The 22,174-nt window shown below is 58.0% G+C and carries 20 protein-coding genes; 12 read left to right on the forward strand and 8 right to left on the reverse strand.

What is annotated here, in order from left to right; all coding sequences use genetic code 11:
- Positions 1-181 precede the first annotated feature (181 nt).
- Positions 182-781, forward strand: coding sequence for a DUF2238 domain-containing protein (locus K3G63_RS11475; protein ID WP_310794600.1), 600 nt, complete (start codon positions 182-184; stop codon positions 779-781).
- On the opposite strand, the gene hemC is transcribed toward K3G63_RS11475, so the two are convergent.
- The 5 genes from hemC to K3G63_RS11500 form a co-directional block, all read right to left on the reverse strand.
- Complete coding sequence (hemC, locus tag K3G63_RS11480) at positions 722-1,663, reverse strand: hydroxymethylbilane synthase (protein ID WP_259404423.1); 942 nt, start codon at positions 1,661-1,663, stop codon at positions 722-724. The two genes, K3G63_RS11475 and hemC, sit on opposite strands and share 60 nt — an antisense overlap.
- 268 nt (positions 1,664-1,931) lie before the next feature.
- Complete coding sequence (locus K3G63_RS11485) at positions 1,932-3,068, reverse strand: ATP-binding protein (protein ID WP_220614270.1); 1,137 nt, start codon at positions 3,066-3,068, stop codon at positions 1,932-1,934.
- Between the two features lie 5 nt (positions 3,069-3,073).
- Positions 3,074-3,613 (reverse strand): hypothetical protein, encoded by a 540-nt coding sequence (locus tag K3G63_RS11490; RefSeq protein ID WP_220614271.1) that lies wholly within the window; start codon positions 3,611-3,613, stop codon positions 3,074-3,076.
- Positions 3,614-3,615: 2 nt separating this feature from the next.
- Positions 3,616-4,824 (reverse strand): GlmU family protein, encoded by a 1,209-nt coding sequence (locus K3G63_RS11495; RefSeq protein ID WP_220614272.1) that lies wholly within the window; start codon positions 4,822-4,824, stop codon positions 3,616-3,618.
- 168 nt (positions 4,825-4,992) lie between these two features.
- On the reverse strand, positions 4,993-5,241 hold the full coding sequence (locus tag K3G63_RS11500; protein WP_220614273.1) for a type B 50S ribosomal protein L31: 249 nt from the start codon (positions 5,239-5,241) through the stop codon (positions 4,993-4,995).
- 440 nt (positions 5,242-5,681) lie between these two features.
- Between K3G63_RS11500 and rdgB the strand changes: the two genes are divergently transcribed.
- The 5 genes from rdgB to secDF all read left to right on the forward strand — a co-directional run bounded on the left by rdgB (position 5,682) and on the right by secDF (position 11,398).
- A complete protein-coding gene (gene rdgB, locus K3G63_RS11505; RefSeq protein WP_220614274.1) occupies positions 5,682-6,272 on the forward strand; it encodes an RdgB/HAM1 family non-canonical purine NTP pyrophosphatase in 591 nt (196 codons plus the stop codon).
- Between the two features lie 319 nt (positions 6,273-6,591).
- Positions 6,592-7,227, forward strand: a complete 636-nt coding sequence (locus K3G63_RS11510) for a uridine kinase (RefSeq protein ID WP_220614275.1) — start codon at positions 6,592-6,594, stop codon at positions 7,225-7,227.
- 14 nt (positions 7,228-7,241) lie between these two features.
- Positions 7,242-7,700 (forward strand): DUF4268 domain-containing protein, encoded by a 459-nt coding sequence (locus tag K3G63_RS11515; RefSeq protein ID WP_220614276.1) that lies wholly within the window; start codon positions 7,242-7,244, stop codon positions 7,698-7,700.
- A gap of 207 nt (positions 7,701-7,907) precedes the next feature.
- A complete protein-coding gene (locus K3G63_RS11520; protein ID WP_220614277.1) occupies positions 7,908-8,246 on the forward strand; it encodes a hypothetical protein in 339 nt (112 codons plus the stop codon).
- 161 nt (positions 8,247-8,407) lie between these two features.
- Positions 8,408-11,398, forward strand: coding sequence for a protein translocase subunit SecDF (gene secDF / locus K3G63_RS11525; protein ID WP_220614278.1), 2,991 nt, complete (start codon positions 8,408-8,410; stop codon positions 11,396-11,398).
- Positions 11,399-11,635: 237 nt separating this feature from the next.
- Here the strand turns inward: secDF and K3G63_RS11530 are convergent, their stop codons facing one another.
- Complete coding sequence (locus tag K3G63_RS11530) at positions 11,636-12,268, reverse strand: NifU family protein (RefSeq protein ID WP_139925793.1); 633 nt, start codon at positions 12,266-12,268, stop codon at positions 11,636-11,638.
- A gap of 266 nt (positions 12,269-12,534) precedes the next feature.
- Between K3G63_RS11530 and K3G63_RS11535 the strand changes: the two genes are divergently transcribed.
- Positions 12,535-13,908 carry a sodium:proton antiporter gene (locus tag K3G63_RS11535; protein WP_220614279.1) on the forward strand — a complete coding sequence of 458 codons (1,374 nt, stop codon included), beginning with the start codon at positions 12,535-12,537 and terminating at the stop codon, positions 13,906-13,908.
- Positions 13,909-13,955: 47 nt separating this feature from the next.
- Positions 13,956-15,323: an HTTM domain-containing protein gene (locus K3G63_RS11540; protein ID WP_409070867.1), complete on the forward strand. Its 1,368-nt coding sequence runs from the start codon at positions 13,956-13,958 to the stop codon at positions 15,321-15,323.
- A 211-nt stretch (positions 15,324-15,534) separates the two neighbouring features.
- Here K3G63_RS11540 and aroC read toward each other — a convergent pair whose 3' ends face one another.
- Both aroC and K3G63_RS11550 read right to left on the reverse strand, forming a co-directional pair.
- On the reverse strand, positions 15,535-16,614 hold the full coding sequence (gene aroC, locus K3G63_RS11545) for a chorismate synthase (protein WP_220615088.1): 1,080 nt from the start codon (positions 16,612-16,614) through the stop codon (positions 15,535-15,537).
- A gap of 89 nt (positions 16,615-16,703) precedes the next feature.
- Complete coding sequence (locus K3G63_RS11550; protein WP_220614281.1) at positions 16,704-18,173, reverse strand: BatD family protein; 1,470 nt, start codon at positions 18,171-18,173, stop codon at positions 16,704-16,706.
- A 282-nt stretch (positions 18,174-18,455) separates the two neighbouring features.
- Here K3G63_RS11550 and K3G63_RS11555 point away from each other — a divergent pair, with 282 nt between their 5' ends.
- From K3G63_RS11555 to K3G63_RS11570, 4 genes are all read left to right on the forward strand, one after another.
- Positions 18,456-19,187 carry a ferritin-like domain-containing protein gene (locus tag K3G63_RS11555; RefSeq protein WP_220614282.1) on the forward strand — a complete coding sequence of 244 codons (732 nt, stop codon included), beginning with the start codon at positions 18,456-18,458 and terminating at the stop codon, positions 19,185-19,187.
- Between the two features lie 32 nt (positions 19,188-19,219).
- Positions 19,220-20,092, forward strand: a complete 873-nt coding sequence (locus tag K3G63_RS11560; RefSeq protein WP_220614283.1) for a ferritin-like domain-containing protein — start codon at positions 19,220-19,222, stop codon at positions 20,090-20,092.
- A 185-nt stretch (positions 20,093-20,277) separates the two neighbouring features.
- Positions 20,278-21,015 (forward strand): ferritin-like domain-containing protein, encoded by a 738-nt coding sequence (locus K3G63_RS11565; RefSeq protein WP_220614284.1) that lies wholly within the window; start codon positions 20,278-20,280, stop codon positions 21,013-21,015.
- A 19-nt stretch (positions 21,016-21,034) separates the two neighbouring features.
- Positions 21,035-21,931 carry a ferritin-like domain-containing protein gene (locus K3G63_RS11570; RefSeq protein WP_220614285.1) on the forward strand — a complete coding sequence of 299 codons (897 nt, stop codon included), beginning with the start codon at positions 21,035-21,037 and terminating at the stop codon, positions 21,929-21,931.
- Positions 21,932-22,174: the final 243 nt, after the last annotated feature.

A 22,174-nucleotide genomic window follows, 5' to 3' on the forward strand; every position in this document is an offset into this window, starting at 1 on the left:
CTACAAACCTACAGCTGTAGCCTAGAACGGCAGGGGGCAGCCACTGGGGAACCAGCGTAACACCAAGCATCTACGGCGGCTTTTGCCGCAAGGGGCGAGGCAGGCCGTCGGTTACGCCCCAGCGCCCACAACACAGTCGGCTAAGTGGTAAAGCTCCAAGCAGGGGCAACAAGCTTCAGCTATATTCCGGAGGAAATACAGCTACTTTTCCAATTTAGCCTACGCGCTGATGCGCATGCTCATCTTCATGCGCACTATGGGCGGGCACTACCCCTTCAAGAAAGTACCATTCGCCCGGTTCAACGACTTGTTTGGCTTTAAGCGCAACATGTACGATAGGGTACCGCATTTCTCTGTAGGCTTCTACGCCTACGCCCTGCTGGAGTACACCAATCAGCATCAGCTTATCCGCAGCCATCCTAGTAGCTACCTGTTCCCGCTCTGCGTTATCGGTACCGTGGCCATGAGCCACGAGCTGATCGAATGGGTGTACGCTGAGCTGGCCGGGGGCGACGCCGACGCGGCGTTCCTGAGTAGCCAGGCAGACATCTGGGATGCCCAAAAGGGGATGTTCGCTGATACCAGCGGCGCTATTCCGGCCTTGGTGGTCTATGCTTTCTGCGCTCCGGAGCAGCCGCCGCTCACGCCAAAAGAAAACGCATGCCAAAGAAAAAGGCTGCCTCAGCAAGAGCAGCCTTTTTCTTTGGCATGCGTTTTCTCCTTACCCTTCATTCCGCTCCCGGCGGATGCTATCCAGGATGTGCTGGCCGCCGCGGGCTAGCACTGTTTCGGCAACCTGAACTCCCAGCGCTTCGCCTGCAGCTACTAAGGCCGTTTGAGTTTCCTCAATAAACTCCTGCCCATCAAGGCTGATGAGGCCACCATGCAGCCGAATAGTTTGACCATCGGGGGAAAGGGTAGCCAGGGCAAAGGACGGAATGCTGCACCCGCCTTCCATGGTGCGCAGAAAGGCACGCTCGGCGGTCAGGCAGGCGTGGGTGGCTGGGTGGTCAAGGATTCGGTGCAGTTCCGCCTTCAGTGCTGGCTCCAGGCTGCGGGCGCACTCAATAGCCACGCTTCCCTGACCGGTAGCCGGTACGTACTGGGTTTCGGGCAGTACGTAGCGAATCAGGCCGTCATATTCCATTCGGTGGACGCCGGCGTAGGCCAGCACAAGGGCGTGGTACTGTCCTTCCTCCAGCTTGCGCAGCCGGGTTTGTAGATTGCCGCGGGCTTCGGCGGTAGTAGCATGGGGCAGGAAGCGGCGCAACATGGCCTTACGGCGGGTGCTGCTGGTGCCCAGCACCAGATCGGGCCGCTGCAGGTCCAGGCTAGCATCGAAGCTCACTACCACGTCGTTTACCCGCTCACGCTCCATGAAGGCAAGCAGCTCCAGATCGGCGGGAATACTGCTTTGCACGTCTTTGGCGCTGTGCACGGCAATATCAATGTACCCCGTGCGCAGGCCTTCTTCCAGCTCCTCAGTAAACACTCCTTTAGCCCCGATTTTATCCAGGGAGCGGTCTAGCACCACGTCGCCTTTGGTTGTGATGATGACAATTTCTGGGGTGAGGCCGGCGGCGGTAAGCTGGCCGGCTACGTGGTTGGCTTGCCACAGCGCCAGCTTACTGCCGCGGGTACCAATGCGAATGGACGTTTTCAAAATCAGAATGCAGATAGTGCGGGTGTAGGGCGCAATGCCTTCCTTTGCCAGCCTCTTCAGCGCCAGGCCCATTGGCCGGAGCTACCCTCGCGGCGGCTGAGAGCCAGGCAATTTCTTTTTCGTGGACATGCGGCCTACAAAGATAGGGCAACCAGTGCCGACACGGCTGGCTATAGCTGGTTTAGCACCCGCTATAGTATTTTAGCAAGCTATACTTTCTGTGTTTGCAGCCTCTAAAGCCATTTTTTTGCTCCGAGCAAGCCCTGAGTTACGCGGTCCGTAGCAGCTCTGCTACGCGCAAGGAAACGTCAACAAACACCATCCGGGGGTTAGCGTTGCGCTCCACGTGGTAGTGGGCCTCGTTAAGCTCCTGAGTAATTGGCGCGGCGTTGCGCGGCGTTACGAAGCGACTGAAGCCCTGAATGAATTGCTGCTCTTGGGCGGGTAAGTGCGGTACTAGCTGGGGGTCGAGGCCGAACAAGAGCACCTTGCGCAGCAGCGTGAGGGCATATTGTAAAAACTCCTTTTGGTTTTCGCGCCCTAACTTCTGAAACTCATCGGCCTTTTCCAGCATTTCCGCCACCTTGTTGGCAAAGCAGGTACGCATCCATTTGGCGAACAAATCGAAATAGTCCGTATCGGCGGTAGTGGCCGATTGCGCTGTCAGGGCGGCCCCAATATTGCCATCGGTAAGCTGCGCCAGCTGCCGGGCTTTTACCTCAGGCACTTGCCGCTCGTCGCGCAGCCAGGCCGTAAGTTCTTCTTCCGACAATGCGCGCACTACCACGGGCTGCACCCGGCTGATGATGGTAGGCAGCAGTTGCTCCGGAGCATAGCTCACCAGCAGAAACACGGTAGCTGGTGGGGGTTCCTCCAGCAGCTTCAGCACCGCATTGGCCGCCGAGGGGTGCATGAGCTCGGGCAGCCAGATGATGACGAGCTTGAACCGGGCCTCAAACGCCTTCAGCGACACCAGCTTCAGCAGCTGCAGGCTTTCCTCCTTGGAAATGCTGCCCTGCTTGTTTTCAGCCCCAATATGCTGCATCCAGTCATTGAGGCCCTGGTAGGGGTTCTCCAGCACGAAAGCCCGCCACTCCGCCCCAAACTTGCTGCTGATGGCGTCCTTGGTTACGGTTTTGGTAGTCGTAACGGGCAAGATGAAGTTGAGGTCGGGGTGGATGAGCTTGTCGATTTTCTGGCAGCTCGGGCAGTGGCCGCAGGAGTCATCGGCCTCGGGCGTGCGGTTTTCGCAGTTCAGGTAGGTAGCATAGGCCAGCGCCAGGGCCAGGGCCGCCGAACCCTCAGCCCCCCGAAACAGTTGGGCGTGGGCCACGTGGTTACGGCGCACGCTGCTGATAAGCACCTGCTTTACCTGCTGCTGGCCGGGAATCTCGGAAAAACGCATGAGGTCTAGTTGTCGCTAAATTTTACTAAAGCCTGCTTGCTCTTGTGCTGCCAAAGCAGCTTCAAAGACTGAGAATAGTCGTCATCGAATACTATCAGCCGGATTTGGCGTAACTCGAAGGGAGCCTCATCCGCTTCGCGAACAGCTACGGTGCCCTCTGGTTCCAATGTATCAATCCAGAAATGAACTGAGTCAGCCTCGTTTAGCCAGCCTAGGAACACACCTTGTTCCTCTTCCATAAAGTGTATCAAGCCGTACTGTTGCTCTGTCCAGCGCAGTAAGTCAGCCGTGTCGGTAAACTCAAAGCTCAAAGGCACTTCGGCTTTCACTCCTTTCAGTTTCAGAACTTGCGCTGTTTGCGTCCGTCCCTTCTTCGGTATACGCGATGCTATGTGCTGCTTAGCTATCAGCACATAGCCATCTGTCACATAATCAACCGGAATGTAGCGCAGCAATAGCCAATCATCATTCTCGGCAAGCCATAAGCCGGCAATTTCAGCCTCCCAGCCTTTTAGTTGTACATCTTCGATCCGATAACTCCTCATTCCTAGTTGGCCCGCTCCCACACCCGGTCCTGGGCCGTGGCCTCGTACACGTGCTGCATGATGGCCTGCTCGGTTGCATCGTACTCCAGCTGACGGCGGGCCATGACGCGCTCGGCTACCTCAGCGGCTTTCGGCAGCTTAAAGGTTTCGAAGCCAGCGGCCCCACCCCAGCTAAAGCTCGGGATAAACGTGCGCGGGAAGCCGGCCCCGAAGATGTTGGCCCCTACCCCTACCACCGTGCCGGTATTGAACATGGTGTTGATGCCGCACTTGCTATGGTCGCCCATCATCAGCCCGCAAAACTGCTGTCCGGTATTCACGAAACGGCCGGCCGCGTGGCTCCAGATTTTAACTGCGGCGTAGTTGTTTTTTAGGTTCGAGGTGTTCGTGTCGGCTCCTAGGTTGCACCACTCGCCTATCACAGAGTTGCCGAGGTAGCCGTCGTGGCCCTTATTGCTGTAGCCTAGGAGAATGCTGTTGCCCACTTCGCCGCCTACCTTAGAGTAAGGCCCCACGGTATTGTCGCCACGCATTTTAGCCCCGACGTTGATGTGGCTGCCCTCGCACAAGGCCAGCGGCCCGTTGATGATGGCGCCTTCGTGCACCTGGGAGTTTTTGCCAAGGTAGATGGGTCCGTTTTCAGCATTGAGAATGGCGGCCCGAATCTTCACACCCGGCTCAATAAAGATGTTCTCGGGGGCGTACACGATGGTATGTGCATCGCCTACCGGTGCCGACTCGCGCCCTTTCGTAATTAGGTCAAAGTCGCGGCGAATTTCGGCCCCGTTTTTTAAGAATAAGTGCCATAGTTCTTTCACCGCCACTACCGGCTCGGCTACCTCCCGGGTCTTCTGGAAACCGTCCTGAATCAGCTCGGCTACCTGAGCAGCATCGGCTAAGTGGGCAGCTACCAGCATTTCCTCATCGAACAGCGCTTCGCCAGGAGCCAGGGCCTGCACCTGTTGCATCAGCAGGTCGTCGGGACAGATGGCTCCGTTGATGACCAAGGCCGGTCCCTGGGTGTTGCCGGCTGGAAATTTGGCTTGTAGGTATGCCTCCGTGAGGTAGCCCACTTGCTCCACACCAAGCCGGCGCTGCCACTTTTCGGCCAGCGTGAGGATGCCGCAGCGCAGGGCTGCTACGGGCCGGGTGAAGGTAAACGGCAGCAGATGAGGCCGAATGGCGGGGTCGTCGAAAAGCAGAACGTGCATGATATTCGGAATGAAACTGTCAGCTAGTAGCTAAGCAGGGCGGTCAGCTGAATCGAAAAATTGAAAGCTGACGTCAAAATTGGCAAATAAAAAACTCCCTCCGTGTGCGGAAGGGAGTTTCTATCTGGGCTACTAGCGCCAAGCTGCTAGCTAACAGAGAGGAAGAACTTACTTCTTCTTGTTGTAGCGGTTCATGAACTTCTCTACGCGGCCAGCCGTGTCGAGCAGTACGTTTTTGCCGGTGTAGAAGGGGTGCGACTCCGAGCTAACTTCCACCTTGATAACGGGGTAAGTCTTGCCGTCTTCCATCGTGATGGTCTCGCTGGAGTTCATCGTCGAGCGGGTCAGGAATTTGAAGCCGCTAGAGGTATCCTGGAATACCACTTCGCGGTACTCGGGGTGGATGTCTTTTTTCATGGTCGTAGTGCCGTTTGTACCTGGGTGCCTGCCGATTTTGCGGAAGGGACTGCAAAAGTACATGTTACGTCCGGATTTCAAAAGCGCTTTTGATCTTTTCCTTCGTAGCATAACCATAACCTGCTTGGCTTCTGGTTTCCGGTACAGCTTGCGTATACTTACCCCGCTTTCTTTACCTTCTACCCATATGCTATGTTCCGCCTTGCTACGCTAATAGTGCTACTTCTACTAGGTACAGCGTTGGTTTATGGCGCTTCCAATAGGCTCCTACAGGCCCATTCCGCCCGTCTGCTGCCAACAACCGCCAGCTCCGCACCGGGTGCTGAGGTGCTGAGCCGTTCCTGGGGAACCATTAAATCGATGTTCCGGTAGAATACCGCGGAGCCCCTGCCCAGGTATGCCCCGCGTTTCTACTTCCCGCTCTTTCCCTACCCTTTCCTATGCGTCTTTGCTTTGCATCGAACAACGCCCATAAACTAGACGAAATACGTCCGCTGCTCCCTCCCTCCGTAGAACTGCTTAGCCTGGCCGACATTGGTTGCCAGCAGGAGCTGCCCGAAACCCAGGACACCTTGGAAGGCAATGCCCGCCAGAAAGCTCAGTACGTGTGGGACCATTATGGCGTGGCCTGCTTTGCCGATGATACCGGCCTGGAAGTAGCCGCCCTGAACGGGGAGCCGGGCGTGTACTCGGCCCGGTATGCTGGCCCCCAGCGCCTGGCCGCCGACAATGTGGCCAAGCTGCTGCGCGAACTCCAAGGACTGCCTAACCGCACGGCCCAATTCCGGACGGTAGTGGCCCTCGTGCTGCCCGGGGGCGAAGTGCACGAGTTTGCCGGCGCCGTAGAAGGCCTGATTACCGAGGAAGTGCGTGGGGCCGATGGCTTCGGCTACGACCCCGTTTTTCAGCCTACCGAAGGCGACGGCCGCACCTTCGCGGAAATGAGTATAGAGGAGAAAAATACCATCAGTCACCGGGCCCGCGCCGTTGCCGGGCTGGTTCAGTTTTTAAACAGTGATTCGGTGAGCTGATTGAATAAGTTGTTCTGACGAGGATGCAGAACGACGCCATCCGCCTCGACCAACGTGCTACCCCTCTAGAATAGGAGAAGCCCTTGACGTTTATGCTAGCGTTAAGGGCTTTTCAGCTTTATTGGGCACGGGGCAAAAAAGGGGAAGGATGGCGTCGACACGGGCTTGCTGTGCCACATGCTCGCCCGAATACTACCTCACTCAATCCCTCATTCACTACCTCACCGAATCACCATTTCACTATTTCACCGCCGGCCCTCGGCTAGATTTCTTACTTTTGCAGGGTTGGCCCCGCCGGTACGGGCCTATTCCCACCTCCATGCAACACCCTTTCATCGTCGGAATTACGGGCGGCAGCGCCTCTGGCAAAACTACGTTTCTGCGCCGGCTGCTGGCCTCGTTTCCCGAAGAAGAAATCTGCCTGATTTCGCAGGACAACTACTACCACCCCCGGGAAGCCCAGCAAGTGGACTCCCAAGGCGTCACCAACTTCGACCTGCCCAGCAGCATCGACTCTCAGGCCTACGCCGCCGATGTGCTCCGCATCAGCCAGGGGCTGGAAGTGCGCCGCCAGGAGTACACCTTTAACAACCCGAATGTGGTGCCCGCCGAGCTGGTGTTCCGGCCCGCGCCCATTGTAGTAGTAGAAGGCATCTTCGTGTTTTACTTTGAAGAAGTAGCCAAGCTGCTTGATCTGAAGGTGTACATCGATGCCCGGGAACACGTGAAGCTGCAGCGCCGCATTGTGCGCGACCGGGACGAGCGGGGCTACGACCTGGAGGATGTGCTCTACCGCTATACCAACCACGTAGCGCCTACCTACGAGAAGTACATCAAGCCCTTCAAGCACGACGCCGACATTATCATCCCGAATAATCGCCACTTCGATAAGGGGCTGAATGTGCTGGTATCGTTTCTGCGCAGCCAGGTAGAAGCCAGCCGTACGGCTCAATAATTCACTACCCCCTCATGTACAGCAAAGCCGAAGCCGCCCAGTTGCGCCAGGCCTTCTGGACCACCTTTGGCCAGTATATGGCCCCGGTGCCTTCTGCCGAAGGTGAGACCATCAACTGGATTAACTACCGCACCGGTCTTAAGCACGTGCAGCTGCGCATGCGCACCGAAGACCGCCGCGCCTCCGTCGGGCTGGAGCTTACCCACCCCGACACCGATATCCGGGCCCTGCACTATGAGCAGCTACTGGCATTGCAGAACATGCTACCCCCGGTGCCGGGCCAAACTTGGGACTGGCAGCCGGAAGCCGAAGAAAACGGCCAGCTCCTGAGCCGGGTGCAGCAAGAGTTACGCGGCGTGAGCCCGTTGAACCGCGAAGACTGGCCCGCTCTGATTTCGTTTTTCAAGCCCCGCCTGCTGGCCCTCGACGAGTTCTGGAGCCAAGCCCGCTACCCTCTGGAGGAGTTGATGTAACCGTCAGAACGCGTTATTCTGAGGCGGGAGCAATCTGGGTTTACTGTTTTAAACGGTAAACTTCCGATTCCTTTCGCCTCGGAAAAACCCGTTTTAGCGTAGCCCTGGCCTACCGCCCAAACACGGTTGCCCCACCCACGGCAAAAAGCTATATTTGTAGCTCTTACCCCGAACACGTTGCTTTCCTTCCCCACCATTTTATCCCGCTTGCGTTTTGCCCTCATCACAGCCACCGTGCTGATGGTGTTGGGGCTGAACCACCAGGCTGTGGCTACGCTACGGGTGCTGCCTGCGGGCGGCGCTACCCGCGTAGCTGCGGGGCCACGGGCGGCGGTAGTAAAGCAACGGGTAAGCCTAGAGGCCACCTCTCCGCTGGGGTTCTTCGTGGCTCCAGCGGCCGATGCATGGTTGCCCCAGCCACTAGAACTACCTAGTGCGCAATGGCTTACTGCTCGCCCCAAGGGGCCGCGCCCTCTGCCCAGCGCCGTACCGGATTGGTTCCGGGCGCGGCTGCTGGTAGCCGCCCTTTCGCCCCAGGCTCCCTAGCGGCCGGGGCCGTTTCGTGCTGTTGTAGTTGAATGCTGGTAGCCCTCTGATGCAGGTATCAGCCATGTAAGTCCGCTTAGCGGCCGTTCGCTCACTACGTTGCTTTGGGGCCCCATTCCGCGCATCAGCCCCTTCCCTACCGGACATTAATTCACTATTTCATGCGTAATAAAGGACTAATCATTACGCTGACGCTTCTGGTGTCGGCGTTGTGCATCTACTTCCTCTCGCTGACCCTCGTGTCGCGCGGAGTGCAGAAGGATGCGGCGCGCTACGCCTCGCGGAGCGGCCAGATCAACGAAAAGCTGCGGCAGCACTACCTCGACTCGGTGTGGCGTGCCCCAGTATTTGGACCTCTCACGTACAAAGATGTGCGCCAATCGGAGCTGGGCCTGGGTCTGGATTTGAACGGCGGTATGCACGTAACGCTGGAGGTTTCGCCGGTGGAAATCGTGCGCGCTATGAGCGGCAACTCCAAGGACCCGGTGTTCAACAAGGCCATCGACCAGGCACAGGAGCTGCGTAAAACCAATCCTTCAACGCCGTTTACTACCCTGTTCGCGCAGTCGTTCCGCAGCGTAGCGCCCAACGACAAGCTGGCTCGCGTATTTGCTAACACCACTAACAAGAGCCGCGGCATCGATATCAACTCGACCAATGAGAAGGTAATCGGTGAAATCAACAAGGAAGTAGAAGAAGCCATTGACCGCTCTTTCAACATCCTGCGTACCCGTATCGACAAATTCGGCACCAGCCAGCCCAACATTCAGCGGGTGAAAGGCACGGGCCGCATCCAGATTGAGCTGCCCGGCGTGGACAACCCCGACCGCGTGCGTAAGCTGGTACAGGGCCAGGCTAAGCTGGAGTTCTGGGAAGTATGGCGTCAGGATGAATTCGCGCCCTACCTCAACCAGCTCAACCAAGTGCTGAGCGCCAAGGAAACTGCCGCTGCCACAACGGCTGCTGCTACCCCTGCCACCGCCACCAACGATACTACGGCTACTGCCGCCGCTGCTACCCCTGGCGATACTACTTCGCTGGCCAGCCAGCTTGCCAAGAAAAACACCACAGCTACGGCCAAGGCTGACTCGGCTGCTCCGCAGAAAAACGTACTGGGCAGCCTGTTTACAATGCCCGGCACCTTGGGCGCCAACATCCGCGACACGGCCCGCGTGAACGCCGTGCTGCGCAGCCCCGACACCCGCGCTGTGCTGCCCTCCAACCTCACCTTCATGTGGGGCGTGAAACCCGACGTAATTGAGGGCCAGGAATACCTGCAGCTCTATGCCATTCGCAAAAGCCGCGAAGCCGAAGCTCCAATTGGCGGTGAGGTAATCAGCGACGCCCGTGGCGACTTTGACCAGCTCAGCGGCCGTGCCGAGGTTTCGATGCAGATGAACCCTAGCGGTGCTCGTAAGTGGCAGCGCCTCACGGCGGCTAACATTGGCCGTCAGGTAGCCATTGTGCTCGACGACAACGTGTACTCGGCTCCGGTGGTACAGGCTGAAATTGCCGGCGGTAACTCCAGCATTTCGGGCAACTTCACTATCGAAGAAGCGCAGGATCTGGCTAACATCCTGAAGGCCGGTAAGCTGCCTGCTCCTACCCGCATTGTAGAGGAAGCTATTGTAGGCCCCTCGCTGGGTCGGGAAGCTACCAACCAGGGGCTGTACTCAGTAATTGGCGGTCTGGCCATCATCATGCTGTTCATGGCCGTGTACTATGGCCGTGCTGGTCTGGTAGCTGATGCTGTGCTGCTCTTCAACCTGTTCCTGATTATGGGTGTGCTGGCTCAGCTGTCCTTCGCCCTGACTTTGCCAGGTATTGCGGGCTTGCTGCTGGTAATTGCGGCCTCGGTGGATGCCAACGTACTGATTTTCGAACGGATTCGGGAAGAACTGGACCACGGCCTCTCGCCTACTGATGCCATCAACAAAGGCTATTCGCGCGCTACTACCGCCATCTTCGACTCCAACGTAACCCAGCTGATTATTGCCCTGATTCTGGGCTTCTTCGGCACGGGTCCGGTACAAAACTTCGCCATTACCTTGGGTATCGGCGTGTTTACCTCCTTCCTGGCGGCCGTGTACGTATCGCGCCTTATCATTGAGCGCATGGTGAAGAACGGCAACACCAAGCTGAGCTTCAGCACCTCGATTTCGCGCAACCTGTTCAAGAACATCAACCTCGACATCGTGGGCAAGCGTAAGATTGCCTATGCCTTCTCGACGATATTCATCCTTATCGGTTTCGGCCTGATGGCCATGCAAGGCGGCCCCAACCTGGGCGTAGACTTCCGTGGTGGCCGCGAGTTTATCGTGGACTTCAACAAGCCGGTAGTAGCCTCTGATGTGCGCGACCTGCTCACCAACCAGTATTTCGGCGGTGCGGGCACAGAAGCCAAAACCTTTGGCTCCGACAGCCGCCTGCGCATTACGACTGGCTACCTGGCCTCGGACGAAAGCGTAGAAGCTGATAACAAGGTGCAGTCCGCGCTGCTAACGGGCCTGAAGGCCAAGTATGGCGCCGAAAACCCGACCATCAAGAGCTCTTCGAAAGTAGGCGCTACCATTGCCGATGACATCAAGCGGACCTCGGTGCTGAGCCTGGGCCTGACTTTGTTGGCCATCTTCGTGTACGTGCTGCTGCGCTTCGAAAAGTGGCAGTACTCAATGGCAGCAGTTGTGGCTCTGTTCCACGATGCTCTCATCGTAATTGCTTCTTTCCCGATTGCCCGGGCCCTCGGTCTGAACTACGAGATGGACCAGGTATTCGTGGCGGCCGTGCTGACGACCATCGGTTTCTCCATGAACGATACGATCGTTATCTACGACCGAATCCGGGAATACCTGCGTGAGAACAAGCACCTCACCTTCGCGCAGGTAGTAAACCCGGCCCTGAACAGCACGTTCTCCCGCACTATGATTACGTTTACCACGGTATTCTTGGTGATGGTGGTACTCTACATTTTTGGTGGCGAAACCCTACGTTCGTTCTCCTTCGCCATGATTATCGGTATCATCTTCGGTACCTACTCGTCGCTGTTCATTGCCGCGCCGCTGATCCTGGATACCTACGGCCGTAAGGAAAAGGAGCGCCTGAACACTTCTACCGACGCCGATGCTCCCAAGTTGAGCACCGCACAAGTGTAACTTACCGATTCACGCTTAGACGCGCGCTGACTATCGGAAGCAAAAAGCCCGGCCATCTGGTCGGGCTTTTTTGTGGGCAATTCATACTACTCCGAAAATACGGTCGGCTACCTGGTTGCTCCCCTAGCCCGACGTTGAAACCTACCCGCTGTTACATACAAAAGCCCAACCTGACGGTTGGGCTTTTGTATACCGGACTACCTAGCTAATGCTACGCAATCCTTCCGATTAGAAAGTTTAGAAGCTGGCGGTTACGCCTTCAGCTACTACCTCTTTTACTTCGGGCACCATGCGCTTAAGCAGGTTTTCGATGCCTGACTTCAGGGTCACGGTAGCCGAAGGGCAGCCCGAGCAGGAACCTTGCAGGTTCACGGTCACGATGCCTTCGTGGTAGCTTTTGAAGGTGATGTTGCCACCATCCTGCTCCACGGCGGGGCGCACGTAGTTATCGAGCAGGTCGATGATTTTCTGGCTGGTTTGCTGATCAGCTTCCGAAGCGTCGCCGGTGGCGGCAGCCTGTTGGGCGGCGCGCTGCTCGGCGGCGGGGTCTACGGTGAAGATGGGGCCACCCGCCTCCACGTACGACTTCAGGAAAGTGCGCAGCTCAGGAATGAGCTGGGCCCACTGGTGCTCGGTGGTTTTGGTGATGGTCACGAAGTTCTGGGCGATGAACACGCGGCCCACGTAATCGAAGTTGAATAGCTCCTGGGCCAGCGGCGAATTGGCGGCGGCTTCCAGGTTCGGGTAGTCCACGCTCACGCCCTCCGTCAGGAGCTGGGTGTTGAGCACGAACTTCATGGATTCGGGGTTGGGGCTGGCTTCGGCGTAGATAGAAACCGGCGCAGCGGGGGCAGTGAGTTGTTCAGCCATGTTTGAAAGACTTGGAGACAAGCGGGAGAAAGTCGACCGAACCAGTATCGGCCGGACCAGATAAACCGCGCAGGGCGGCAATGGTTACAAAGGTAACCGAATGTAGGAACAAGAGTTGCTGCTCAGAAGTGCAATGGGCTACTAATACAACCCGGGCAACTTTGCTTCCTAATCTGCTCTACGCTTCGGCGGGCTTTCCAAGGGTAGGTTCTGGCCGCTAGGTTTCTCCTTGAAGCGGCATAGGCCCTGTACCTTTGCTCTCGCCTATGACGCTCTACCCCTTCCTGCTGGCCGTTGGCACCTCCCCGCCAACCTGGCCCTTGCTCCTACCCTTTTTCGGGCTGCTAGGCTTGATTGCCGCCGGGCCCTTGTTATTTCCACACTTCTGGGAGCGGTGGTACGCGCGCATTGCTGTCGGCCTGGGTCTGCTGATGCTGGGCTACTACGGGTTGGTCCGCCACAACTGGCACACGGCCGTGGAAACGCTAGCCGAGTACATTTCTTTTGTAGTGCTACTCACGGCACTGTTTGTAGTAGGCGGCACTTTATACCTGAACATTAACGTGGCCGGCACGCCGGGGCGCAATGTGCTGCTGCTGGCAGCGGGGGCGGTGCTGGCGTCGGTGGTGGGGACTACGGGTGCCTCGCTGATGCTGATTCGGCCGTTTATCCGCCTCAATGACCAGCGCATCCGTCCCTACCATATTGTATTCTTCATCTTTGTTGTGAGCAACGCCGGGGGCTTGCTTACGCCCCTCGGCGACCCGCCTTTGTTTATCGGCTATTTGCGCGGCGTGCCATTTTTCTGGACTACCCAGCACTTGCTTACTCCCTGGCTACTGGCCAATGGGCTGCTACTGGTGCTGTTTTGGTTGCTGGATCGGCGCACGGCCTACCCTGCCCCACTTTCCCGAAGCGAACAACGCCGGGCTCACTCCAAAAAAGGGCTACCCCTCTACGATTTCAATGGCCGCTACAACCTACTCTGGCTACTACTGGTGCTAGGGGCCGTTTTCCTGAACCCGAGTCAGCTCCCGTGGCTGCCAACATTGCCCGTGGCTGGGCTGAAAATTTCTTTTGTGCGCGAAGCCATTCAGCTGCTGGCGGCCTGGGGCTGCTACCGCATGGCTCATCCCAAAGCCCTGGCGGCTAACCACTTCACCTTTGGCCCCATTCGGGAGGTAGCATTTCTGTTTTTCGGCATTTTTCTGACCATGATGCCCGCCCTGCAAACGGCTGCCCACGTAGCCGCCGATCCGGCAGTGGCCTCTCGCCTGACGCCTGCCGCCCTGTACTGGCTAACGGGCATGCTCTCGGCTTTTCTGGATAATGCGCCTACCTACACTTCGTTTCTGGGCCTGAGCCTGGCCGGGCACCAGCTTGACTTCGCGCAGCCCAGCGCCGTGCAGCAGTTTGCCACCAACGCAGCTACTCTGCCACTACTGCGGGCTATTTCCAGCGGCGCCGTGCTGTTCGGGGCCCTCACGTACATTGGCAACGGCCCCAATTTTCTGGTGCGGGCCATTGCGGAGAAAGAAGGCGTGCCTATGCCCAGCTTTTTCGGCTACATCGGGCGCTATGCACTGCTGTATCTGGTGCCGGTGCTGGGTATTGTAAGCGGATGGCTGCTGTGGGGGTAGCACACTCTGGTAATCCAGCGGGGCCGGCCGTGCGTAGGTCAGGTGGTATGCTTGCTCGCCTGAGGTCTGCCCTTTTTCGCCCCGTTGATATGGCCTGGCTGGTGTATTTCCGGCTGGGCGCTGGCTTTCTAATGGCCCTGGAGCACGCCGGCGGTTTGGTAATTGGCCGGGTGCGCAACTACACCGAGCCGCAATTTCATTTTCGGTATGTGGGCTGGGAATGGCTGCCGGCCCTACCCCCCGCCGGAATTTATGCCGTGTACGGGCTGGTAATAGTTGCCGGCTTGGCAGTAGCGGCGGGGTGGCACTACCGCCTCATGGCCGGACTGCTAAGCCTGGGCTACATCGCCTTACTACTGCTGGAAGAAACCGAATACATCAACCATTTCTACCTCTACGCGCTGCTGGCGGCCGTGCTGGCCTGCCTCCCGGCGCACCGGGCCGCTTCCGCCGATGTGCGGGCCGGACGAGTACAACCTGCGGCCACTACCCCCGCCTGGACGCGCGGGATTGTGCTGTTTCAAATCGGGCTGGTGTACCTGTTTGCGGCGGTAGCCAAGCTCAACCCCGACTGGCTGGCGGCCCGGCCCCTGGGCATTTGGCTGGGCGCCAAAGCCAACTACCCGATGCTGGGGCCGCTGTTAGCGGCACCTGATACGGCCTGGTTTATGAGCTACGCGGGGGTAGGGTTTGATGCGCTGGTCGTGCCGCTGCTGCTTTTCCGGCGTACCCGTCCCTGGGCTTTTGGGGCGGCGGCCGCTTTTCACCTCACCAACGTGGTAGTGTTTGGGCTGGGCACGTTTCCGTGGTTTTCACTGCTGCTGACCAGTCTGTTTTTTGCCCCCGATTTTCCGCGCCACCTGCCTGGGTTTGTGGGCCGCTGGTTCCGGCAACGTATTCCGCTACCCAGCGCGGCGGAAGAGGTAGCAAGTCAGTCTTCACCGGCCCTGGTACGTTCCCAACGCTGGGTGCTAGCGGGCCTAACTGCTTATATTCTTCTGCAACTAGCTCTGCCTCTGCGCTACCTCCTCTACCCCGGCCATGTGCACTGGACGGAAGAAGGTCACCGCTTTAGCTGGCACCTGATGCTACGCACAAAATCGGGGTCAGCCGTTTTCCGGGTACTTCTACCCGGTGGCCGCGAAGAAACCGTCTGGCCTAGCAAGTATCTGACCCGCAACCAAACCAACAAGCTTACTTACAGCCCCGACCTAGTACTGCAATTTTCCCATCTGCTAGCCCAGGACTACCAGCGGCGCGGCCTTCAACCGGTGGCCATTTACTGCGACTCGTGGGTGAGCCTAAATGGGCACCCGCCTCAGCCGCTGGTAAGTCCGAAGCTTAATTTATTAGTGCTAAAGCGCAGCTTATTTCCGTATTCCTGGATTGAACCGGGCCCTCCTCACGGATTGTAGCCTGCTCCATGCTTCGCCCGTTATCGTGCACAGTTGAGGTAGTGAGCAGAATGTAGAGCTACTATCTGCCCATGGTTTTTCTATCACTGGTTGTCCGAAGCATCTTCCCGCTGAATCTGAAAATCCTGTTGGCTAACAGGTAAGGCGAGGCAAAAAAGAGGCAGGCCAATACACATAGTATCGGCCTGCCTCTTTTTCGCTCTTGATTACGCTATACCCGGTTCGCGCGGGCTCGTAGCAGCATATCGGCCAGTACAAGGCTAGTCATGGCATCTACAATAGGCACGGCGCGGGGCAGTACGCAGGGGTCGTGGCGGCCGCGGCCAGCCAGGCTAATGGCTTCGCCCTGGTCGTTGATGGTGGCCTGAGGTTGCAGGATGGTAGCTACCGGCTTGAAGGCCACCCGGAAGTAAATGTCTTGCCCATTGCTGATGCCGCCCTGAATACCGCCGCTGTGGTTGGTGCGGGTACGCACCTGCCCGGCCTCATCGGCGTAAAACTCATCGTTGTGCTCCGAGCCGAAAAGCAGCACACCCGCAAAGCCCGAGCCGTACTCGAAGCCTTTCACAGCGTTGATGCTGAGCATGGCCCGGCCTAGCTCGCTGTGCAGCTTATCAAACACTGGCTCGCCGAGGCCCGCCGGCACGCCGCGTACTACGCCGGTTACCAGTCCCCCCACGGTATCGTGCCGGTCGCGGGTCTGGCGAATAAGCTCGGCCATGCGCTCGGCTGTTTCGGGGTGGGGGCAGCGCACAGGGTTGCTTTCAATCAGCCCTAAATCCAGCTGCTCGTAACCCACGGGCACGGCTACGGCCCCTACCTGCGACACGTAGCTACTTACCTGAATCCCGTGCTGCTCCAGCAGTTTGTGCGCCACAGCCCCAGCGGCTACGCGCGCCGCCGTTTCGCGGGCCGAGCTGCGGCCCCCACCGCGGTAGTCGCGCCGGCCGTACTTCTGGTCGTAGGTATAGTCGGCGTGAGAGGGGCGGTAGGCGTGCTCAATGTGCGAGTAATCGTGGCTGTGCTGGTCCTGGTTGCGAATAAACAGGCTGATGGGGGTGCCCGTGGTATAGCCCTGAAATACGCCCGATTGAATTTCTACCTGGTCGGCTTCTTTGCGTGGGGTAGTCAGGTCACTTTGCCCGGGGCGGCGCCGGTCCAGGGCCGCCTGAATGTCGGCTTCGGATACGGGCAGTCCGGCCGGGCATCCATCGAGCACTACCCCAATTCCCGGCCCGTGTGATTCCCCGAAAGTAGTAATGCGAAACAGGGTGCCGAACGTGTTCATCAGGTAAGGTAGTGAGATGGTGAGATGGTGCGCCTGCCCTTCAAGAAGCACCAAGAGTACAAATAGAGCGTAAAACTCACCATTTCACAACTTCACCTTTTCGCTCGCCACCAGCCTGCGCCGGCCAGCCCTAGCAGGGCCAGCAGGAGTAGATTGGCGTACCAGCGCACGTTGCGGTAAGCGTTGCGGGGTCGCACGGTAGTGTCGGCGCTAGCCAGGGCCTCTTGGTAAAAGGGGTCGTCTAGCCGGGCCCGAAACGTGGAGGCTTCCCGTACAGGGCCGCGTACGAGAGGCCGCAGGTCGGGGCGGAGGGTATCGTAGCGGGCCGTAGCTGGGTTGAACACTACCAGGTGCAACAAGCTATCCAGGGCCACGGGGCCGGGGCGCCGGGCAACCAGCCGAAACCGGAAGCTCTTGCGCCCTCCTACCCGGCCTCCCTGCCGGGTAAGCTCTTGCTGCACCTCGGGGCCGTACACCTCCACTCCGGGGCGGACTGGTGGAGTATCGAGGTTGACTGCCGCCAAGTTGCCCTCGCCCTCCACCGTAAAGGTGTAGGCAAATGCCTGCCCCGTGCGGAACGTAGTGCGGTCAATAGCTTCCCTTACCTGGTAGCTGCCAACGGGCACCTGGTCGCGGAGCGGGTGCGGCGGGAGGGCTACTACTGGTATGGTGCGGGGCGCCGAATAATATACTTTATAGTCCTCAAGGCGGTTATCCAGGCCAGCAACCGGTTTTTTTGCTACCCGGTACTTGAGCATTTGCAGACCTACGGAGGGAAACGTAAGCGGCTGGGTATTCAACGGATATAGCTCGGCCTCCCAAAGCCGGTAGCGCAAAAATGGTTTACCGCCTACGGTCACGTTTTCGGGCAGCACCTCCTGTTCATCGAAGCTTTCCTCCCATACCGTGCGCTGACGCAACTGCCGGATAATGCCGGGCAGTTGACCGGCAAAATTGTAGAAGTTCAGTACCGCCTGGTCCTGCGGGGCCAGATAGAAATAGAGCCCAACGTGCACACCTTCGCCCATAAACACCCGGGCTTTATCGGGCACCACGGCCAGAAAGGCCTGATCCTGGGCCTCCACGTACTCCTGGGGCTTGGGTTTGCCAAACAGCTGGTCCAGCAGGCCGATGCCCTGCAACGGGCCGCTGCTGGGCGGGGCGGGCGCAGCCGTAGTTGCCTGGGGCTCTACCCGTAGAGTAGCTCCTTCTGACCGAAGAGTCAGGCCATTTACCGTCATCGTGAAGGGCTTAACCACAAAGGAACCTTCGGTAAAAGCGGCGTACCGCTGGGTAATGGTAAGCTCGGTAGAACTCTGCCCATTGACGGTGCGGGTAGTGGTGGTACTGGACTTTCCGCTTTTCTTAAAGCCTTCCACTTCTGGAAAAGCGGAGTAGCGCTCCAGGGGCGCGCCGCGCAGCTTGAAGCTGATGGTGTAGTACTCGTTAATGGGGAAGACAGATTTGCCTAGTACAATTTCGGCCGCGGGTGTACTCCCTTGCGCTACCAGCGTAACACTGCCAAACAAAAGCCCGCCTAAGAAGAGAAGAAGAAAGCGCATGAACCAGAAACAACGAGCCCGCCGGTCAAAGCTAGGCAAAACACTTGTTTCTACTGCTTAGCAGAACCTCAAACCCAATCTTATCCATACTAATCAAGTAGTTACATAAACATACTTACAAGATTTTGGCCTTGTTAAATCCACTGCTGAGTTAGGCGCGTAACTTCTGGCAACTCCACCCTCTAGCTTCCGGCTCCCGCAATTTCCGGGGTTTTTACTTGACCGCTTTGTAGTGGGGGGCTTCGTATTGCCTTCACTTTTTTCACCCAACTCATCCTTGCTATGTCCAACATCACGCAAAAAGGTAGCGACGAAGCGGAATTCGCCAAGCCGCTCTACACGCCCATTAAGCGTCGTTCTTTCTTCATGTACGCTGGCGCCACGGCCGGAGCCACGGCTTTGCTGCTCTCCGGCTGTGATGACGACGATGACAGCGTAACCACGCCCTCAGGCACTGTTAACCTGGGCATGGGCGACGTAGGGGTACTGAACTACGCCTACGCTCTTGAGCAACTCGAAGCCGCCTTCTACGCTCAAGTAGTTTCTAACAGCAGCTTCAGCACCACGTTTAGCAACGCCGACGAAAGAACGGCTCTGATGGCCATTGCCAAGCACGAGGCTATTCACCGCGACTTCTTTAAGGCGGCCATTACCCAAGCTGCTTCCTCGCAGATTATCCCGGGCCTGAACCCGGATTTCAGCAAAGTCAACTTCTCCGACCGCAACTCGGTACTGACGACGGCTAAAACCTTTGAAGACTTGGGGGTAGCGGCTTATAACGGTGCTGGCGCTTTGATTCAGAACGTTACCTACCTCGGCATTGCCGGTAAGATTGTGTCGGTTGAGGCGCGCCACGCCGCCTACATCCGCGACCTGCTCAGCAATGGCACCTTCGCCGACAACACCACCGTGGATACCAACGGCCTTGATAAAGCCATGACGGTAGCGCAGGTGCTGACTGCTGCTCAGCCCTTCATCAAGGAAACAATCAACGGCGACAACGTCGGCAAATAACCTTCTCCTCCCACATCTGACTACTGAATCATATGAACCTGTTTCAAATAATTGCCGAGCTTGAGAAGGTTGATCCGGAAATTGCGGACCGCCTCAGTCACCGTCGTAGCGCCCTGACAGCGCTGGGCAACTTCGGTAAGAAAATGGCCCTGGCTGCCGCTCCCATTGCTATTGGCTCGGCCTTCAACAAAGCAGTTGGCCAGAACACGTTAACGGCTGTTAATGATGTGCTGAACTACGCCCTGCTGCTGGAGCGCCTGGAGTACAGCTTCTACAACCAAGCCCTGTCGGCTCCTACGCTGGCGGCTAACCTGACCAGCGGCTCAGCCGCCCGCGGCGCCATCGAAACCATCCGGACTCACGAGCTGGCGCACGTGAACCTGCTAAAGGCCGCTTTGGGTAGTGCCGCCGCGGCCGAGCCTACCTTCGATTTTGGCACGGCATTCAGTACGTATCCGACGTTCCTGACCTTTGCGCAGGCCTTCGAGGATACGGGCGTACGGGCTTATAAAGGCCAGGCTGGCAACATCCCGCGTACCCTGAATCCTACTGTAGGCGGCACGCAGGTGAACCTGCTGACCGTAGCCCTGCAGATTCACTCGGTAGAAGCCCGTCACGCAGCTCACGTCCGTTACATGCGTCGTGGCGCCGCTGCTGGGGCACAAACCAGCATCATGCCCTGGATTGTGAATGCGGAAGCCAACGGCGCACCATCCGCCGTGTACGGTGCTGGCAACCCACAGGCCAACTTCCCGGCTGAAAACAACCTGGCGCAGGGCGGCATCAGCAGCCTGCTCACCGGCCTGGGCACTACCTACACCGATGCAGACGTAAGCGCTGCCTTCGATGAGCCGCTCGACAACACGACGGTAACGGCCATTGCCCGTTCGGCAGCGAAGTTCTAGGCACCACGCACGCTTTCGTAAAAAAGGGCGGCCCAGCAGGGCCGCCCTTTTTTCGTCGGGAGCCACAGGCAACCTTTCTAACCCGGCGCTACTCTTCCTGCTGGTGCATCCCGGTAATCGGAGTACCTTTGTTAATCGGGTAGTTGCGGCCTGCGTTGGGCTGCTCCCCACCGAGTTATTTCCGCATGTCTGACTCTGCATCCTCCTTTTCGGGACGGCCGTTGCGCCGCCGCTCATTTCTCCGGGTAGCGGGCGCTACTGCTGCCTCCTCGGCCCTGCTGCTGGCCGGCTGCGGCGATGATGACAGCTCCACCGTAGCTCCCACCACCAACACACTCACTTTCGCCAATAGCAACACCGGGCTACTCAACTACGCCTACCTGCTGGAGCAGTTGGAAGCAGCCTTCTACCAGAAAGTAGTCGACGCCTTTCCGCCTGATTTCACAGCGGAAGACCGCGCCGCGTTTCTGGACCTGCGCGACCATGAGGTTATTCACCGCGAGACGCTCAAGTTTGCCTTGGGCTCCAGTGCCTACGATACCAGCCTGGGAGAAACTCCCCTGGCGTTCGACTTTTCCTCATTCACCCTCACTAGCCGCGCCGGTGTGTATGCCGCTGCCCGCACGCTCGAAGATGTAGGCGTAGCCGCTTATAACGGGGTGGGCAAGCTGCTCCTGGCAACCAACGACAATAGCCACGTAATGTACCTGCGGCTGCTGGCCAAAATTGCGTCGGTGGAAGCCCGGCACGCTGCCTTTGTACGCGACCAGCAGCAGGCTAACTCGTTTGCTGGTGCCGATGTAGTGGCTACCTCCGGCAGCTTCGCCGGGCTTGACACCGTCAAAACGCCCGTGGAAGTAGTAGCCCTTATTGCCAAATACGTGCCGATACCCCTGGACGCCTCGCTCCTGCCCACTACTTAAGTCGCGCCTACCTGTTCTTATGGAATTCCTAACTCTTCTGGCTCGACTCGCCGACCTCTCTTCCGAAACTGCCCCCGGGCCGTCTGGTGCGCCGCGCCGCGAAGCCCTCGCCCGGCTGGGCCAGGCGGGAGCCGCTCTGCTTCCGGCCGTACTCACCGCCCTACCCAGTGCCACCACCGCCGCCCCTCAGGATAATAGCACGCCCCTGGATGTGCTGCGGCTGGCCCTGACGCTGGAGTACCTGGAAAGTGATTTTTACGCTCGCGCCCTGGCCCTGCCGAATGCTACCGCCTTTTTCGGTTCCGCCGACAACTTAGTGGCCATCCAAACCATTTCTGCGCACGAGGCCCAGCACGTAGCCCTGTTGCAGCGCCTGCTCACAGACGCTGGTGCCACGGTGCCGGCAAAACCAAACTTTGATTTTACGGGTAGCAAAAACGGTACACAGGCGGCTCTCTACCCCGACGTGTTCACGAATCTGGATACCTTCCTGAAGGTAGCGCAACTGTTGGAAGATGCCGGCGTGCGCGCCTACAAGGGGCAGGCCGAGTTTGTACTGGCCGATAACAATCTGCTGGAAGCTCTACTCCGCACTCACTCCACCGAGGCCCGCCACGCTTCCCACATCCGCACCATGCGGCGGCAGCGCGGAGCTGTCGTGAAGAGCTGGGTTAGCCCTGCTGACGCCCCCATAACCACGGCCGGCACCGTACCCAATCAGGCATATGCTGGAGAGTCGGTAGTTGCGCAGTATGTTCCCGGGCCTAGACTGGTACCGTTCGAAACTACCCTACCCATCAACGTTGGTACTCCCCAACTAAGCCGGGAGGCTATTCTGGCGAAGGTAATGGAAGCATTCGATGAGCCCATTGATGCGCCTACGGCTACGCAGCTGGCCCAACTATTTATCCATTAGTAACCGCGCAGAAATAGTCAAGAAACGCTATTCTTCTACTTTTGTAAAAAAGGAATGAGTTACATTCCTTTTTTTTATGCCTTATCAGGAACGGTTTTTTGATAACGGGCGTCTAACGCTTGCACTCAGGTCTTATTTTTTTGTATCTTTCAACAAAAAGCAGCGAAACCTACTCCTACGTCAAAGCCTTTTTCAACTGCTTTCGTACAACGGCCCGTCCCACCTAGATAACCGCTCTTTTTC

Source organism: Hymenobacter sp. HSC-4F20, assembly GCF_019599275.1.
Taxonomy (GTDB): Bacteria; Bacteroidota; Bacteroidia; order Cytophagales; family Hymenobacteraceae; genus Hymenobacter.

What these genes read in the sequence shown, in the direction of transcription:
- K3G63_RS11485 (WP_220614270.1), bottom strand. Translation starts at nt 3,068, where the DNA reads ATGCGTTTTTCCGAGATTCCCGGCCAGCAGCAGGTAAAGCAGGTGCTT.
- K3G63_RS11490 (WP_220614271.1), bottom strand. Translation starts at nt 3,613, where the DNA reads ATGAGGAGTTATCGGATCGAAGATGTACAACTAAAAGGCTGGGAGGCT.
- K3G63_RS11495 (WP_220614272.1), bottom strand. Translation starts at nt 4,824, where the DNA reads ATGCACGTTCTGCTTTTCGACGACCCCGCCATTCGGCCTCATCTGCTG.
- K3G63_RS11500 (WP_220614273.1), bottom strand. Translation starts at nt 5,241, where the DNA reads ATGAAAAAAGACATCCACCCCGAGTACCGCGAAGTGGTATTCCAGGAT.
- rdgB (WP_220614274.1), top strand. Translation starts at nt 5,682, where the DNA reads ATGCGTCTTTGCTTTGCATCGAACAACGCCCATAAACTAGACGAAATA.
- K3G63_RS11510 (WP_220614275.1), top strand. Translation starts at nt 6,592, where the DNA reads ATGCAACACCCTTTCATCGTCGGAATTACGGGCGGCAGCGCCTCTGGC.
- K3G63_RS11515 (WP_220614276.1), top strand. Translation starts at nt 7,242, where the DNA reads ATGTACAGCAAAGCCGAAGCCGCCCAGTTGCGCCAGGCCTTCTGGACC.
- secDF (WP_220614278.1), top strand. Translation starts at nt 8,408, where the DNA reads ATGCGTAATAAAGGACTAATCATTACGCTGACGCTTCTGGTGTCGGCG.
- K3G63_RS11530 (WP_139925793.1), bottom strand. Translation starts at nt 12,268, where the DNA reads ATGGCTGAACAACTCACTGCCCCCGCTGCGCCGGTTTCTATCTACGCC.
- K3G63_RS11535 (WP_220614279.1), top strand. Translation starts at nt 12,535, where the DNA reads ATGACGCTCTACCCCTTCCTGCTGGCCGTTGGCACCTCCCCGCCAACC.
- K3G63_RS11540 (WP_409070867.1), top strand. Translation starts at nt 13,956, where the DNA reads ATGCTTGCTCGCCTGAGGTCTGCCCTTTTTCGCCCCGTTGATATGGCC.
- K3G63_RS11550 (WP_220614281.1), bottom strand. Translation starts at nt 18,173, where the DNA reads ATGCGCTTTCTTCTTCTCTTCTTAGGCGGGCTTTTGTTTGGCAGTGTT.
- K3G63_RS11555 (WP_220614282.1), top strand. Translation starts at nt 18,456, where the DNA reads ATGTCCAACATCACGCAAAAAGGTAGCGACGAAGCGGAATTCGCCAAG.
- K3G63_RS11560 (WP_220614283.1), top strand. Translation starts at nt 19,220, where the DNA reads ATGAACCTGTTTCAAATAATTGCCGAGCTTGAGAAGGTTGATCCGGAA.
- K3G63_RS11565 (WP_220614284.1), top strand. Translation starts at nt 20,278, where the DNA reads ATGTCTGACTCTGCATCCTCCTTTTCGGGACGGCCGTTGCGCCGCCGC.
- K3G63_RS11570 (WP_220614285.1), top strand. Translation starts at nt 21,035, where the DNA reads ATGGAATTCCTAACTCTTCTGGCTCGACTCGCCGACCTCTCTTCCGAA.